The sequence below is a fragment of the Acinetobacter guillouiae genome, assembly GCF_002370525.2.
In the GTDB taxonomy this organism is placed as follows: Bacteria; Pseudomonadota; Gammaproteobacteria; order Pseudomonadales; family Moraxellaceae; genus Acinetobacter; species Acinetobacter guillouiae.
Genome location: NZ_AP014630.1, coordinates 92,672 through 107,799 on the forward strand (window position 1 = coordinate 92,672; position 15,128 = coordinate 107,799).

The window sequence follows — 15,128 nt, forward strand, 5'->3', positions numbered from 1 at the left end:
TAGGCATCTTTTAAATAGATGTTCTATTTTATATAAAGGTTTAAAATATCGGCAAAATTTAAATTAGGCTGACACCATTTTAGAAATACGCTTGAGCAAAGTGCTTCTAAATGGTTTAGAAATTTTATGAAATTATCCGTTTTATCTTTTGCTGTTTTAATTTCTTTGCCGATGTTGAGCCATGCTGAGCTTGCAAGTAAAATTTCGACCCAAAATCAGCCTAAACTTGCTTCGCAACAGCTTAAAACACTTTATCAACAAAGTTTTGTTCAGCAAAAAACAATTCCTCAAGGCTGGCGTATTCCTGGCAACAATGCCGGCAATGTCTATGTTGAGAATGGGATGCTTCATATTGATGGTCGAGCAAATTCAGTCAGTCCGACCTCAATTTTATTACCGCAAAATCTTGAAAAACAGCAAAATTATCGCATTGATCTCGAATTTACTTTAGACCAAGCTGTCAATAACTCGCGTTGGGGCAGTGTGATTTATGATGTCACAGAAACTCAGGGGGTGATTCCAAGCAGTTATTATCAATTTACCCTCAGAACAGATACCACTGCAAAAAATGGTACGGAGTTTGGTCGTCATAAAAGTAACGGGCAGTGGGAGGTCTCTGAAACGAAAGCATTTTCGGAGAACATCAAAGCAAATCAATGGTATAAAGCCAGCATTGTGGTCTCTGGACAACGGGTACAACACTATTTAAACCACCAGTTAATGCAAGATGTAGAACTTGACCAAGGATCTGCCAAAGGCGGCATCGGGCTTTCAGCAACAGGCCTAGTCTTAAAAGTTAAAAATATTCAAGTCTCTGAACAAACCAGTGCATTGCCAGACTTAGCCAATAAAGTCACCCAAGTGCAAGAAATTCAAACTAATGTCGCTTTAGCACCGACGCTGATTCAAAAAGTTAAAAATACCAGCAGTCCATTAAATTCAGCGAATCAGTTATATTATCAATTAGATGCCAATTTAAACTTGCTTGATCAGACAGGGCAGGTGGTTGAAACATTACAACAATATTTGGTGAATCCACAGCGCAATACCATTCCTGTTTTAGAAATCAAAGATCCCAAAAGCATTGAAGCCTTAAAATTACTCTCTAAATCTCATGATATTAGTGATATTACTGTATTGTCCAAAAGTGATGATTTACTCAAGTCTGCGCATCAAATTGTACCTACGCTTCGAACAGCATTAGATTTAAGTCGCGAAAATTTAAAGGAGAGTCATGTCGGTCTTTCTGAAATTATGCGTCGTACTAATCAGGCCTATGCACGCATCGTGGTTCTTCCGCATAGCCTTGCCAACAAACCGAGTGTCAGCTTTATTCAACGTCATTTAATGATAGTGTGGGTTGATACACCAGCAAATGATCCACAGGATGTCGCCAGTATTTTGACTTCAGGTGTGAATGGGATTATTACAACACAAAGTACGCTATTTGCCAGTGTTTTAAAGCAGTTTCCAAAAAATACACTATTACGTAAACCCTTTATTATTGGGCATCGTGGTGTACCCAGTTTAGAAGATGAAAATACCTTAGAAAGTGCAAAACATGCAGTTGCTTTGGGTGCAGATATTGTTGAAAACGATATTTATTTAACCAAAGACCAGCATCTTGTAGTGATGCATGATGCAACAGTGGATCGCACTACGCGTTCAACAGGTAAAATTGAAGAAATGAGCCTTGCGCAGGTTCAGCAATTAAAATCTAAAAACAAAGCTTATCCAATACCGACCCTTGCAGAATATTTCACTACATTTAAGCACAATCCAAACTTTGTACTGATGATCGAAATGAAAAGTGCCAATCCAGCATTGGTTGCAAAAATGCAGGATGAAATTAAAAAGCACCAAGTTGAAAATCAAGTCGTCACGACCTCATTTAATGCAGATCAAGTTGCACGTGCACAGTCACAATTGTCTGAGATACCGCGAGGGTTATTGGTTGGAAGCATGCCCAATAGTCGCAATACTTTAATTGCCGCCAAACAAATCAATGCCGATGTTCAGAAATATAATTCAACGTATAACCCTGCTTATCGTGCTGATTTGATCAATCTTTTAGAAACGACCAAGCACCGTGGAATCAGTTTTTGGCCTTGGGCATTGAATGATGAAACATTTAAAAAATTATATATTGCAGGGACCTACGGGATAACCACCAATTCTGCGCAACTTTATGCAAAATACATCGTTGATATTCAAGCACCCAAAAATGTCAAAGTAAAAGCTGAACAGCCGGTATTACTCAATGCGCAATTGGTTCAGCAAGATGGCGTGAAACTCAATCAACAACTCAGTAATTTTGTCGTTTTATCTGGTTCTGCAAAACATGAGATTAAAAATGGTCAGTTGAGTTTCTCTGAAAAGGGCACTGCATATGTTTTGGCAGGTTATAAATATCAGATTGATGCACAAAACTACTATCAAATCTTTTCAGCCCCTATAAAGGTCATCATCCAGTAGCTTATTTTATGGCATCTGTTTGAAATGGGAGTTTTACATCTTTGGGGAAATTTGGAAAAAGTGTAAACAACATTTGAGGATTATTCTTTAGTCCTGCACCGTCCAGATAGGTCCATTGATGTGATTGTAGTGAACGAATGGCGACCATAAATGAGAGCGATGCTGCTTGAATTTGACCCGCAACTTTCATGGTGATGGTTTTGGGTACAAAGCAAATTTCTTCACGATCTACGATATAGCTATAAAGTGGCGGCTTTGATTGTACATTGACAATTTCTACCTGTGATTTGGTAAGCAGATTTTGAGCGTATTGAAGCAGCTGTTGATAAGCTTCTGCACCACCAACATAATTGATCAGAGATGGATGGGTTTTTTGTTGCATAAATGAATAATCATTTTTCTTTAAATCTTGTCCTAATTGATCTAAGTCAGGCGCAATAATTTTAGGATAATCTTGCTGACAGCTTAACTCTTCAGCCTGTGCAGGATTTAAAATGATCAAGAATAAAATGACAGCATAAATTGTTTTTATCATGTTGGATTAAATCTGAATATCGTTTGTTTTGAGTATATAAGTTTCTTAAAAAAAGTTCATCAGCAATCCAAGCTTACCGATACTCGCTGATCCAACAGGAGATTTTGTTACTCGTCTCTGTTCATTTCTGAAAAGTTAGGCAGCTCCTACGCAAATTGATTTAAACTTTCAAAGCAAAGTGTGCAATGAATGTTTTTAAAATTAAACAACTTATTTGCCCATAGAATTGATTTTATTAAAATTATGAATGAAGAAAATTATATTCTAGTCTATGCGTTTCTAAACAGGTTGGGGATATACCCAATAACGATAAGCATAAAAACCGAGTCATTCAACTCGGTTTGAAGCCCCTGGTTAACTTTAACTCCTACCAATTATAATTAATTTTGCCGTAATAGAACGCACCATTAAAGCCAAACGGTGAGAACTGGCTGTATTGCAAACTTCCGCCAGTAGGTTTGTTGATGTCATAAACATCTTTATCAGGATAAACATTGGTAATGTTGTCTCCCCCAACAGTAAATTTCCAATTGTTTAATTGGTATGTCAGTGCTAAATCCAACAGCCATTTTGCAGAAAATTTCTGATCACTGGCAGCACCTGAGTTACTGTAAGTTTCGAAGCTACCATAACGCGTGATATTGGTATTGATACCAAAATTTCCAATTTTATAATCATTGGCTAAACTGAACTTATGTTCAGGCGTGCTTCCTGCCAATAGACCATATTGTTCACGACGGTCTAAACGGGTGAGGTTGACACCCAAGGCATTTAAAATCTCAGGGTTTTTATCGACATCGGTGACTTTATTGCGATTAAAATTATATGCCAAAGATGTGGTTAACTCGCCATAAGGCAGGTTTTGCCATTGGTAATTGGCAACTAAATCTACACCACGAGTGCGGGTATTACTGGCATTATTAAAGAAACGAACCGTGCTGAAATTGGTATCGGTAATCCCTTTAGATACTAAATAAGCGCGAACAGCGGGGCTGCTGGCATTGATATTTGAAGATAAGCTAATGCGGTCATCAATATCAATTTGGTAGGCATCCAAAGTCACATATAGGTTTTTAGTCGGGGTAAATACCAAGCCAAGGCTATAGTTCTTTGATTTTTCAGCTTTTAAGTCTTCTGCGCCGAGCAATTGTGCAACTTGTGAAGAACTTGGAAATGTTCCAGCCTCAACAAACTGTCCATTGACCAATTGCGAAGAAGTTTGAGTGAAATATTGTTGTGCCAGACTCGGTGCTCGAAAGCCTGTAGAAACTGAGCCACGTACCGCAACTTGAGGTAAAAGCTTATAACGTAACGAAAGAGATGCATTATTGGTGTCCCCAAAGTCATCATATTTCTCATAACGATAGGCTGTAGATGCTGAAAGTTTTTGGGTAATATCTGTTTCTAAATCAAGATATCCTGCATAACTGTCACGTGTCCATTTCCCAGCATCGGCTTGACGAAAGCCTGATAAACCTGAAGAACCACTTTTATAATAAGAGGCAGGATTGCCTGCTTTGATTTGATATTGTTGATTTAAATACTGAGCACCAAACGCGACATTTAATGGACTTGCAAAAGCAGAGATCTCAAATTCTTTTGACAGATCAATATTATAAACAGCTTGAGTATTCTTTAACTGTCCATTATGGAATGAATTTGGTGTTGAACCTGTATCTTTGTATAGATCGACATTGATGGTTTTTGTATTTACATCATATTGGTTTAAGCCATAATTGGCTGAAACATCATAGCGCCAGTCTGCGACTTCCCCACGTAAGCCTGCAACGGCACTAAAGTCATCTAATTGACCGCGAATCAGGGGTAAATAACCATTTGGAAATAATGCAGGTACATTGTTCGAGGCATTACTCAAACGATAGAATCCAGCAGTTTCTGCATTGCGATGGCTATAGGTTGAAAAACCATATAATTCAACAGTATCACTAAGGTCAAAACCAGCATTAACAGAAGCTTTTACCTCATCTGATTTTGGATCACCAAAACGAAAAGTTCTTTGTCCGTATGTAGTGGCGTTTGGATCACGAAGGTCTAAACCTGCGCGATTGGTTGCTTCATTGTCCTGCCATTCACCAGAAAAAATGGCATAACCATAATTGCCCAGTTGAGTACCGCCCGAAACATAGGATTGTTTTTGTTCACCATCACCTTTGTCATAAATACCGTAGCGAATACCTGCATCACCTGTTTTAGGATCAGACTTTAAGATAATGTTGACAACACCAGCAATTGCATCTGAACCATAGCGAGCAGACGCACCTTCTCTAAGTACTTCAATACGGCTGATGGCAGAAATCGGAATGGCATTTAAATCGGTCGGTGCTGAACCGCGTCCAATGGTGCCCCCAAGGTTAATAAATGCCCCTGTATGGCGACGTTTGCCATTCACTAAAACCAAAACTTGATCAGGAGAAAGCCCTTTTAGTTGCACTGGGCGAACGAGTTCTGTTCCATCGACAACAGTTGGACGAGGAAAGTTAATCGAGGGGATAATTTTAGCCAGCGCCGTACCTAACTCACTTGAACCTGTACGTTCTGTCAATTCCGCTGCACTAATCACATCAATCGGTTGTAAGGAATCTGTTTTAGAACGTTTTAGCGAACGTGTACCTGTAACAACAATGGTATCAAGTGTTTTAACTTCTTGGGTGGCTGGAATCTGTTCCGCAGCGTATGCATGTGGATACAGAAATGTAAAAACTAAGCTGGCGGTCAGGCTTAATGAATATCGTTTTGATAATGTACGCATAACTCTATTTTGTAGCTCTTTTTGTAACGGTTTGTTGTGATCATAGTGAGCTTGAGATTATTTAGAAAACAACTTTTAAAAATATAAATAGAATAAAATCTGCAAAGTGTATGGTTATTTAAAGTGTTCTCAGTTTAGAAATCTAGATTTTATCATGCAATGTTTTATGGGAAGTTTGATACACAATCTTTTGAAATTATTGATAAAGCGTATGATTTTGATTGGCTCAGTGATGAGGCTGTGATATTGAATTAAGTTGATGAAATATAGTGATGATCAACAATTCACATCAGCAAAAGCTGGGTTTGATCAATGCTATATAGACATATAAATCCCATGACAGAGCCCAGTTTGATCAGTTTATATTTGCTTTAATGCAAAAGGGCTACCTTAAATTGATAGCCCTTTTCACCTTATCCAATCAGCTTAGCGTGGAGGAAAGCCCGCTTCTGATAAAGCATCAACCACTTGTTGCTGTGTTGCTGTTGTTTCAACTTTAACACTGTGACTTGGTGGATCGGCAATCACCTTAGCATTTTCATCTACAGATTGAATTGCTTTGGTTACACCACGTGCACAACCACCACAGGTCATATTTTCAATATAAAATTCCATATCTCACCCTGCTCTAAGAAGACTTAAACTTAAGATAAACCTTACCATAATTGTAAGGTCAAGTTTTAATGTTTAAAGTTTCATCGCAACGCTTTTTCAAAAATAATTTACAGTATTTTTAAGCCATCGATTGCTCAATTTTTTACGAATGCTAAATGCCAACATAGGCGAATGGTTTATATACAGAATTTATGCTTTGATAGTAAACTCTGCATTGAAATTGTGAATGATAAGAACATGATGATGAACAAAGACCATTTATATTCAGTGATTTACCAAGACATTCAAGATGCTTTCGCTGAGATTCAGCAGCTTACACAAGATCAGCATCTATGTGCTATTGGTTTGGGAATGGTTGAGGATTTCTGTGGTTTCTTTTATGTAGGATGCACATTAGAACAATTAAAAACTTTTGAAGACGTCTATGAAGCATGGTGGATTTCAGAATGGAGTTATTCAAGTACTGCCAATAATCGTGTTCACGATGCAATCACGGCTTTGTATCAGGACTTGGGAGAGGATTATACAGATGAGCAATATAGCGAATTGCAAGCGCACTATCAAAAGACCATTATTCAAGCATTACAAGATTTAAGAACACAAGGAAAATTAAAAAACCAACAGGGTGAAGAAATTATTGTCATTATTCAATATGCAGACTCATCCGATGAAGATTTTGAGGACATCAGTTTCCCACAAATTAATCCTGAGTTTTTAGTGCCTTTATTTGAAAACCGCTTTCAGAAAAAAGCTGGTGAAAATTTATATGATTACCTATTAGAAAAATCAGCATCTTAAAATAACAAACCGAGCTAAAAAGCTCGGTTTCTGAAGAATCAGTATCTAAAATTAGATATCTGAAAGATCTACACCAATGCGAGTAGCCACTTCTTCATAAGCTTCAACAACACCACCTAAACCTTGACGGAAACGGTCTTTGTCGAGTTTTTTCTTGGTGTCTTTATCCCATAGACGGCAACCGTCTGGAGAGAATTCGTCACCCAAAACGATACGGTCATGGAACACGCCAAATTCAAGTTTAAAATCAACAAGAAGCATGTTGCCTTGAGCGAATAAATCTTTCAGCACAACATTGACTTTTTGAGTCAATTCTTTCATTTGCGCCAATTGTTCAGCATTTGCCCAACCCAATGCAATTGCTTGAGACTCGTTCACCATAGGATCGCCTAAAGCGTCATCTTTGAAGAACAATTCAAATGTTGGTGGAACAAGCTCTAAACCTTCTTCAACACCCAAACGACGGCATAATGAACCTGCAGCATAATTACGCATTACACATTCAACAGGGATCATTTGCAATTTTTTCACTAGAACTTCAGTTGGAGAAAGAAGTTTTTCGAAGTGTGTTTCAATACCAGCTGCAGCCAGTTTTTCCATGATAAAGGCATTAAAACGGTTGTTCACCTTACCTTTACGGTCTAGTTGCTCTATTTTTTCGCCATTAAATGCAGAAGCATCGTCACGGAAAACTAGAATTAGATGATCCGCGCTATCTGTTTCATACACAGATTTCGCTTTACCAGTATAGAGCAAGGTTTGTTTTAACATGGGGGAACCTTTTGCAAAAAAAAATTGCCTAGAACGACTAGGCTGGCCAGTTTTGGTAAATCTGGGTTAATAGTTCTGCAGCTTTTTCTTTGTCTGCAAAGCTATTATCGGCGTTAAACACAGCAAGTGTGTTACTTGAACCTACAGAATTAAGCTTCAATACATAAGTTGAATTATCGATTTTTACAGTTGCCTCATTGGCATTTTTGCTTTGGCCGATAACCTTATGATTTAAGCTACTGAGGGTCGCAAGTGCGTACTGCCAAATTGTAGCAGAATTTCCATCAATTTTGATCAGTGGATTGCCATTTCCATCAGTTAAAATTTGAGGACGACCAACACTTTCAGTTGATGCAGAAACTTCATCAGCAGGTGCACTGATTTGAGCAACATCTGGACGAGGAACCTCATAACGGTTGCCTCGTTTATTTTCAAATTTTGGTGCATGCTGAAGTGCAAGAGGGTCAACAATAGGAGCTGGATACATTGGCGTTGCAGGTCTAACTGTTGAACCTTCAGGGTAGCTAAGTGGCTCTACGGTGGTCGTGTTTTTATAATCTAAAGAACCATTGTTGATTCCAAGGGAACTACAACCCGCCAAGCTTAAAGCTGAAATGGCAAGAGTTAAACCTAAACGTAATTGCATAATACTAAGCTCTTATTAAATGAGACCCGCTGCTTTGAGTTCTTCACGCAGCGGTGCACGGTATTGTTCTGCTAGGGGAGTTAATGGTAAGCGAATGCCAGTACCAATTAATTCCATTTCATGAAGTGCCCATTTCACTGGAATTGGGTTCGATTCGCAAAATAGAATATTGTTTAATTTTGCAACTTGGTCATCCTTGCTTTTCGCTGTTGCAGCATCACCTGCAATTGCAGCAGCACAAAGTTCGCTCATGATTTTCGGTGCAATATTTGCTGTTACTGAAATATTGCCGTGGGCGCCTAACTGAATCAATTCACTCGCAGTCGCATCATCACCTGAATACACCACCATGTTTTTGCCTTTTAAGCCATCAATCAGCTCTTTACCACGGGGAACATCGCCAGTCGCATCTTTAATTCCTACGATTTGAGGAATATCTGCTAAACGAATCGCGGTGTCGTTGTGCAGATCTACACCAGTACGACCAGGTACGTTGTAAAGAATGATAGGTAAATCAACAGCTTCGGCAACTGCCTTATAGTGTTGGAATAAACCTTCTTGCGTTGGTTTGTTATAATAAGGGGTAACTAAAAGTGCGGCATCTGCGCCGAGTTGTTTGGCTTCTTTGGTGAGTTCAATCGCTTCGTGTGTCGAGTTTGCACCAGTACCGGCAATAATTGGAATACGTTTATTGGCAACACGGATAATTTCTTTAATTACTTCTGTGTGTTCTGCCATACTAAGAGTAGATGCTTCGCCAGTTGTACCGACAGCAACAATACTATTAGTGCCTTGTTCTATGTGCCACTCAACGAGCTTCTCGAGACCCTTCCAATCTACGCTGCCATCTTCAAACATAGGGGTGACGATTGCGACAATTGAGCCTTGAATGGTCTGTGCTTGCTGAGTCATTTTAAAAAAATATCCTATTTTTCCATCCACATGCGTTTGAGTAAACAAGGATTGGGATGGTTGCAGTATTTTGATTTGAGCGTGAAACAATCATCTTAAAGATTGCCTAATGCTTATGCAAATTATGACTGATTCAGCGTGTCAGAACAATATGCTTTAGTCAAAGCTTAGAAATTCTTTAACAAAAGCAACAAATCACTCACATTTCCAAGCAATTTTTTTTAATTTTCAGTTTTTTATCAAACATGAACAGCGTGCGGTTTTAATCCCAATGCCGGATAAAATCTATTCGCACTAGAAAACAATTTTCTATTGGGTAGCGGAGTCTCGCCGTTTAGAATCTAGCGAACCGTTCTAGATGATTTCTTGGTTGATTTTGATAAGACGCTCGCAAATGTACGCTGTTATATTGTATGTTGAGTCATCGAGTGTTTAAATTTTTACGATTAAAATAATAGTCATTTGGCCAATATAAGGGTAGGGAAATGTTGCAATCTGAGCGTAGCGCCTTGATCGTTGTTGATGTACAAAATGGTTTTACTTCTGGTGGAAATTTAGAAGTTGCCCATGCTGAGCAAATCATTCCTACCATCAATCAATTGGCACGACATTTTGACAATATTGTACTGACCCAAGATTGGCATCCTGAAAACCATATTTCATTTGTTGAGAATCATCCCAACCGTAAAGCTTATGAGCTGATTCAGTTAGATTACGGCCCGCAAGTATTGTGGCCATCACACTGTGTACAAGGGAGTAAAGATGCTGAATTTCATCCTGATCTAAACATACCAACTGCACAACTGATCATTCGTAAAGGCTTTCGTTCTCAAATTGACAGCTATTCAGCCTTTATGGAAGCCGATCATAAAACCACTACAGGCTTGGCGGGCTATCTTAAAGAACGCGGTATAGATACGGTGTATATCGTGGGGATTGCAACAGATTTCTGCGTCGCATGGACGGCCATGGATGCTGCCAAGTTAGGCTTTAAAGCCTTTGTGATTTCGGACGCGACCAAAGCGATTGATTTACACGGTTCTTTACAACACGCATGGCAGGAAATGCTGGCTGTCGGTGTAAAACGCATGATCTCAAAAGAGATTCTCAACGCAGTATAAGCACCAAGACTTGCATCATTTGAGAAATATTACTGCTTTAAAACATCTTGCTTTAAGATAAGCCGAAATCCTCAATCTGCTTGGGTAGGGACAATGTCAGCAATTTTACGTTTTAGTCAGTTTGTACAAAAAACTTTTGCCCTGTGGGTCGTGGTCTTTGCCTTTATTGCCTTATGTTTTCCAGCAGCATTTGTCTGGATGAAAGCATATATTCCATGGGTTTTAGGGATTATCATGCTGGGAATGGGTATGACCATGACCGTAGATGAGTTTAAGAATGTCTTGTCAAATCCCAAAGCAGTTGTGATCGGTGTCGTTGCACATTTTGTGGTGATGCCCAGTGTGGCATTCTTTCTCTGTAAAGTTTTTAATTTACCACCCGAAATTGCGGTAGGGGTAATCCTTGTCGGCTGTTGCCCTGGAGGGACAGCATCCAATGTCATCACCTATATGGCCAAAGGAAATACAGCTTTATCCGTCACATGCACATCTGTTTCAACGTTTTTAGCGCCTATTTTGACACCTGCAATATTCTATGTGTTAGCCAGCCAGTGGATTCCGATTGATGCGGGTTCAATGTTTATCGATATTCTTAAAGTGGTGATTTTTCCAATTATTTTGGGCGTGATTTTAAGAAGCCTATTTAAACAAAAGACTGAGCAATATATTCAAGTGATGCCTTTGATTTCTGTGGTTGCCATTGTGGTGATCGTGGCAGCAATTATTGCAGCCAGTAAGGCTTCAATTTTGCAATCGGGCTTGCTGATTTTGGGTGTGGTGATTTTACATAATGGTTTAGGCTTTTTATTAGGGTATTGGGCAAGTCGTCTATTCAACTTATCTTACCCTGACTCCAAAGCTGTTGCGATTGAAGTGGGAATGCAAAATTCTGGTTTAGGTGTGACCTTAGCAGCGATACATTTTGCTGCATCTCCAATAACCGCAGTGCCAAGTGCTATTTTTAGTTTATGGCATAATATTTCAGGGCCTGTTTTAGCCACGTATTGGGCAGCGAAAGCAGATAAAATGGCTGAAAATAAACAATAGGGTCTGTAGACATTTCATAAATGGCTTGCGTTGTAGGTTAAAATTGAGCAGGCAAGGCATGAAACGAAGAGAATAGCGAGACTATTTTCGAGTTTCATAACGAAGGCTGAGATAATTTTAGCCACAACCCTTCGGGACTAGCGTGTTTTTTGCTGCTACGTCGTTACGAACCACTCATTTAGAATAACTAAATTTCGTATTTCGCGCCTAGTATCGCCTAAAAAACACACGTAGTCGCAAACATAGACGAATTGTCAACAGACCCTAATACTATTTTAAAATTTACCTTTCATTTAGAGAGCCTTGGCTCTCTTTTTATTTATAGTGCTTATTCATGCGCTAACTGTTTTAAAAATTCATCCTCAGTGAGTACGCTAAAGCCATGTTGTTCAAGTAGGGCTGCAGTAACCCCTTTGCCTGATATTTTATGTCCTGAAAATGATCCATCATAAATCATCTGTGAACCACAAGAAGGACTGTTGGCTTTTAAAATAATATGTGTCACTTGATGGTATTGGGCGAGTTTTAGGGTTTTTTCTGCACCTAGAATAAATTCAGCTGAAACATCATCACCATTGGCATCTTTTACTTTGGCTTGTCCCCTTAAAACCTGATAACCATCACCACCTACGATTTCAGCAGGCTGTCGAGGTGTACTTAAGCCGCCTGAAACTTCAGGACAAATCACCACGGCTTGTTGAGTGTCTAGTAGTTGTTTAAGCTTGTGTTGTAGGCAGTTCTTAGCATCGTAGCGAACATTTTCACCTACAAGACATGCACTAATCAGATATTTTTTCATTATCTTGAGGTTAATTCGAGTTGCATTAAATCCATACCAATATCATATAAATCTGTTTTAAAGTCGATGCTTAATTTCTCTGTAAAAGCAAAATTTTGATAGAATTTTTTTGCACGGGTGTTGGTTGTTAATACTTCCAAAAATACAGAAGCTTGTTGATGTTCACGTGCAATATCAATCGCATTTTGCATAAGTGAAGATGCAAAATTTTTCCCAACCGCTTCTTTAAGCAAGTAAATTTTCTGTAATTCTGTACCAGTAATATCTAAATGTGGTTCATATTGGTTGAGATTTAACTTGGCAAATCCAATAATTTGCCCTTGTTCATTTTCAAGCAATAACCAAATTTGATCAGGATCTCGCAGAGATTCGGACAAATTTTCTAAACTAAAATTTTGATTGAGAAAGTTTTGTAGGCCTTGTTCTGACCAAAGATCAGCAAAATGTTGGCGATATGTGGTGCAAGCAAGCTGATTGAGTTGCTTGAGATGGGTTGGTGTGGCTGGATAAATTTTCATTATATTTTGTCATCAAATGACGCTTTGCTATAGCTTGAATTTGTATTCAATCATGGATGAATTTCATGGGATAATCTTAGCTGATTATATCGGCTTCAGGAAGTGTGACTAGCGCTTTCCAAGAAAGATCTATTTCGCAGAGCTTTCTACTATGACCAACCAAAACTATATTATCGCTCTAGATCCTAGAAGTGGGCTTCAATCCACGTTGTCGCTCATTAGACTTATCATTTCACCTCACTGTATAGCAACAGAGGAGGATGAAGACTATTAGTTTAAATACGCAATACATATATCATGGTAATAATGGTTTCTCACCTATTTGATTAAATAAAATCCAGCACTTCGTTAACTGGGCGACGTGGTTTTTGTGGCCAGTTTTCAGGGAGGGCTTTACCTACAGAAAGAAGTAGAACAGGGATTTCGTTATCAGATAAGGAAAATTCTTTGGTCACAGCATCAGCATCGAAACCGATCATGGGTGTTGAGCCTAGGCCCAGTGAATGAGCTGCATAAATAAGTGCTGTTGCACCAATACTCCCAGTACGTATGGCCTCATCACGTTGACGCTGCGGTTGCTCAAAATATAGACCACGTGAAGCATTTTCCAGCACCGATACCATTTCTGCTGGCATGAAACCAGCTTCTACGGCTGGTGTTAGACGCTCTGGCAGTATGCGGTAATCGATTAATTGACCACAAATGATGAACGTCACAGCAGCATCAGTAATTTTAGGCTGATCCCAAGCAATTTTACGCAGCCGAGCTTTGGCTTCGGCTGTGCGTACTGCAATAAAACGCCAGTTCTGGAAATTAAAAGATGTCGGTGCAGTCGTGGCGATTTTTACCAGTTCATAAATTTGTTCATCGCTCAAGGTGATGCTTGGGTCGTATAGGTTAGTTGTTGTACGACTCATGATAGATTTGATAATGTCGTTAGTCATGATGATTCCTCTCATTGGGGAGCTGAGCATTTTTTAATTAATTATGTATCGAACGATATAAATGTAAGTGCGGTTACTCAAGTTGTCAATAACTTTTATATCGATTAGTATATAAGTGGATAGAAGTAGGAGCTTTTAATGGCTAAAATGGGCCGTCCCCGTGCGTTTGACCGAGATGAGGCGATTCAACAGGCGATGCATTTGTTTTGGGAGTATGGTTATGAATCTACTTCATTGGCTTTATTAAAAGAAAATATTGGGGGTGGGATTACAGCTCCTAGTTTTTATGCAGCTTTTGGTTCAAAAGAGAAATTGTTTCAGGAAGTCGTTGAACGTTACACAACAACTTATGGTCAGGTCAATCTCAGCTTATGGGATCAAGATCTACCACCTCGTGATGCGATTGAACTGGCTTTACGACGTTCTGCCAAAATGCAGACAGAGAAAACACATCCTAAAGGATGTTTTATTGTAATTGCAGCAAATACCTGTTCACCTGAACATCAGCATGTTCAAAGCTTATTGGCTGAACAACGTGCACTTACACGAGCGGGATTTGAACAATGTATTCAACGTGCAGTTGATTCAGGTGAGCTTGTAGTCGAAACCAAGGTTGAAGCCTTTGCTGCGGTATTTAATGGTTTTCTACAAGGGATTACGGTCTTGGCTCGTGATGGTTTATCTCATCAAGTACTTCATGATGCAATCACTGAAATCATGCGGAATTGGGAAGAACATACAACTCGTTAGGTCGTCTAAAGTCCCAACTTAGTTCAGTTTTATTGACCTATTATCCATATGAGTTGTCCTTATTCATTTATGGATGAATTTCATGGGATAATCAATCTGAAATAGGGAAAATGAATCTTGTTATGAGTGTGTATGTCGATCGCGCAAAAGTTCCGTTTAAAGGCCAAGAATGGTGTCATTTGATGGCAGATACACTGGAGGAATTACATCACTTTGCGCAAATGCTGGAAATCGATGCCCGTTTATTTCATCGCTCAGCTTCTTATCCGCATTATGATATTACCCTGCAAATGCGTGTAATGGCGATTGCTTATGGCGCAATTGATGCCGATCGAAAAACCATTATTGCCTGTGGAAAAAAGCTGAAGCTACAACTCAATCAATCTTTATAAAATATTGGTTTTTTATTTAAGCTTGATAAAACCGC

Annotated in this window: 15 protein-coding genes; 6 read left to right on the forward strand and 9 right to left on the reverse strand. The window is 39.0% G+C overall.

Annotated features, from left to right (window positions below; genetic code table 11):
* Nucleotides 1-126 precede the first annotated feature (126 nt).
* Nucleotides 127-2,475, forward strand: coding sequence for a glycerophosphodiester phosphodiesterase family protein (locus AS4_RS00365; protein WP_096732487.1), 2,349 nt, complete (start codon nt 127-129; stop codon nt 2,473-2,475).
* Between the two features lies 1 nt (nt 2,476).
* On the opposite strand, the gene AS4_RS00370 is transcribed toward AS4_RS00365, so the two are convergent.
* The 3 genes from AS4_RS00370 to AS4_RS00380 form a co-directional block, all read right to left on the reverse strand.
* Entirely contained in the window at nt 2,477-3,010 is a 534-nt protein-coding gene (locus tag AS4_RS00370; protein ID WP_096732489.1) for a hypothetical protein, read from the reverse strand.
* A gap of 367 nt (nt 3,011-3,377) precedes the next feature.
* Nucleotides 3,378-5,780, reverse strand: a complete 2,403-nt coding sequence (locus AS4_RS00375; protein ID WP_096732491.1) for a TonB-dependent receptor plug domain-containing protein — start codon at nt 5,778-5,780, stop codon at nt 3,378-3,380.
* 426 nt (nt 5,781-6,206) lie between these two features.
* Entirely contained in the window at nt 6,207-6,395 is a 189-nt protein-coding gene (locus tag AS4_RS00380) for a heavy-metal-associated domain-containing protein (RefSeq protein WP_004818287.1), read from the reverse strand.
* Between the two features lie 237 nt (nt 6,396-6,632).
* Here AS4_RS00380 and AS4_RS00385 point away from each other — a divergent pair, with 237 nt between their 5' ends.
* On the forward strand, nt 6,633-7,193 hold the full coding sequence (locus tag AS4_RS00385; RefSeq protein ID WP_227548105.1) for a DUF4303 domain-containing protein: 561 nt from the start codon (nt 6,633-6,635) through the stop codon (nt 7,191-7,193).
* Nucleotides 7,194-7,244: 51 nt separating this feature from the next.
* Here AS4_RS00385 and purC read toward each other — a convergent pair whose 3' ends face one another.
* From purC to dapA, 3 genes are read right to left on the reverse strand one after another with little or no spacing between them, the layout of a single operon-like run.
* Entirely contained in the window at nt 7,245-7,964 is a 720-nt protein-coding gene (purC, locus tag AS4_RS00390) for a phosphoribosylaminoimidazolesuccinocarboxamide synthase (RefSeq protein WP_004818291.1), read from the reverse strand.
* A 37-nt stretch (nt 7,965-8,001) separates the two neighbouring features.
* Nucleotides 8,002-8,610 (reverse strand): lipoprotein-34 precursor (NlpB), encoded by a 609-nt coding sequence (locus tag AS4_RS00395; protein WP_096732495.1) that lies wholly within the window; start codon nt 8,608-8,610, stop codon nt 8,002-8,004.
* A gap of 15 nt (nt 8,611-8,625) precedes the next feature.
* A complete protein-coding gene (gene dapA / locus AS4_RS00400; RefSeq protein ID WP_096732497.1) occupies nt 8,626-9,522 on the reverse strand; it encodes a 4-hydroxy-tetrahydrodipicolinate synthase in 897 nt (298 codons plus the stop codon).
* A gap of 485 nt (nt 9,523-10,007) precedes the next feature.
* Here dapA and pncA point away from each other — a divergent pair, with 485 nt between their 5' ends.
* Complete coding sequence (pncA, locus tag AS4_RS00405) at nt 10,008-10,643, forward strand: bifunctional nicotinamidase/pyrazinamidase (RefSeq protein WP_096732499.1); 636 nt, start codon at nt 10,008-10,010, stop codon at nt 10,641-10,643.
* 93 nt (nt 10,644-10,736) lie between these two features.
* On the forward strand, nt 10,737-11,690 hold the full coding sequence (locus AS4_RS00410) for a bile acid:sodium symporter family protein (protein WP_004718792.1): 954 nt from the start codon (nt 10,737-10,739) through the stop codon (nt 11,688-11,690).
* 328 nt (nt 11,691-12,018) lie between these two features.
* On the opposite strand, the gene AS4_RS00415 is transcribed toward AS4_RS00410, so the two are convergent.
* The 3 genes from AS4_RS00415 to AS4_RS00425 form a co-directional block, all read right to left on the reverse strand.
* The gene (locus AS4_RS00415; protein ID WP_171478412.1) at nt 12,019-12,489 is read right to left on the reverse strand and encodes a DUF523 domain-containing protein; all 471 of its coding nucleotides are present in this window, start codon (nt 12,487-12,489) and stop codon (nt 12,019-12,021) included.
* Nucleotides 12,489-13,007 carry a GNAT family N-acetyltransferase gene (locus AS4_RS00420; protein ID WP_096732503.1) on the reverse strand — a complete coding sequence of 173 codons (519 nt, stop codon included), beginning with the start codon at nt 13,005-13,007 and terminating at the stop codon, nt 12,489-12,491. The genes AS4_RS00415 and AS4_RS00420 overlap by 1 nt, the downstream gene beginning before the upstream one ends.
* A gap of 326 nt (nt 13,008-13,333) precedes the next feature.
* A complete protein-coding gene (locus tag AS4_RS00425) occupies nt 13,334-13,951 on the reverse strand; it encodes a nitroreductase family protein (protein WP_096732505.1) in 618 nt (205 codons plus the stop codon).
* Between the two features lie 138 nt (nt 13,952-14,089).
* Between AS4_RS00425 and AS4_RS00430 the strand changes: the two genes are divergently transcribed.
* Complete coding sequence (locus tag AS4_RS00430) at nt 14,090-14,701, forward strand: TetR/AcrR family transcriptional regulator (RefSeq protein WP_096732507.1); 612 nt, start codon at nt 14,090-14,092, stop codon at nt 14,699-14,701.
* Between the two features lie 122 nt (nt 14,702-14,823).
* Nucleotides 14,824-15,093 (forward strand): DUF4031 domain-containing protein, encoded by a 270-nt coding sequence (locus AS4_RS00435; RefSeq protein ID WP_004718783.1) that lies wholly within the window; start codon nt 14,824-14,826, stop codon nt 15,091-15,093.
* Nucleotides 15,094-15,128 lie beyond the last annotated feature (35 nt).

What these genes read in the sequence shown, in the direction of transcription:
- AS4_RS00395 (WP_096732495.1), bottom strand. Translation starts at nt 8,610, where the DNA reads ATGCAATTACGTTTAGGTTTAACTCTTGCCATTTCAGCTTTAAGCTTG.
- AS4_RS00430 (WP_096732507.1), top strand. Translation starts at nt 14,090, where the DNA reads ATGGCTAAAATGGGCCGTCCCCGTGCGTTTGACCGAGATGAGGCGATT.
- AS4_RS00415 (WP_171478412.1), bottom strand. Translation starts at nt 12,489, where the DNA reads ATGAAAAAATATCTGATTAGTGCATGTCTTGTAGGTGAAAATGTTCGC.
- pncA (WP_096732499.1), top strand. Translation starts at nt 10,008, where the DNA reads ATGTTGCAATCTGAGCGTAGCGCCTTGATCGTTGTTGATGTACAAAAT.
- AS4_RS00370 (WP_096732489.1), bottom strand. Translation starts at nt 3,010, where the DNA reads ATGATAAAAACAATTTATGCTGTCATTTTATTCTTGATCATTTTAAAT.
- AS4_RS00365 (WP_096732487.1), top strand. Translation starts at nt 127, where the DNA reads ATGAAATTATCCGTTTTATCTTTTGCTGTTTTAATTTCTTTGCCGATG.
- AS4_RS00435 (WP_004718783.1), top strand. Translation starts at nt 14,824, where the DNA reads ATGAGTGTGTATGTCGATCGCGCAAAAGTTCCGTTTAAAGGCCAAGAA.
- AS4_RS00375 (WP_096732491.1), bottom strand. Translation starts at nt 5,780, where the DNA reads ATGCGTACATTATCAAAACGATATTCATTAAGCCTGACCGCCAGCTTA.
- AS4_RS00380 (WP_004818287.1), bottom strand. Translation starts at nt 6,395, where the DNA reads ATGGAATTTTATATTGAAAATATGACCTGTGGTGGTTGTGCACGTGGT.
- AS4_RS00410 (WP_004718792.1), top strand. Translation starts at nt 10,737, where the DNA reads ATGTCAGCAATTTTACGTTTTAGTCAGTTTGTACAAAAAACTTTTGCC.
- AS4_RS00420 (WP_096732503.1), bottom strand. Translation starts at nt 13,007, where the DNA reads ATGAAAATTTATCCAGCCACACCAACCCATCTCAAGCAACTCAATCAG.
- AS4_RS00385 (WP_227548105.1), top strand. Translation starts at nt 6,633, where the DNA reads ATGATGATGAACAAAGACCATTTATATTCAGTGATTTACCAAGACATT.
- purC (WP_004818291.1), bottom strand. Translation starts at nt 7,964, where the DNA reads ATGTTAAAACAAACCTTGCTCTATACTGGTAAAGCGAAATCTGTGTAT.
- AS4_RS00425 (WP_096732505.1), bottom strand. Translation starts at nt 13,951, where the DNA reads ATGACTAACGACATTATCAAATCTATCATGAGTCGTACAACAACTAAC.
- dapA (WP_096732497.1), bottom strand. Translation starts at nt 9,522, where the DNA reads ATGACTCAGCAAGCACAGACCATTCAAGGCTCAATTGTCGCAATCGTC.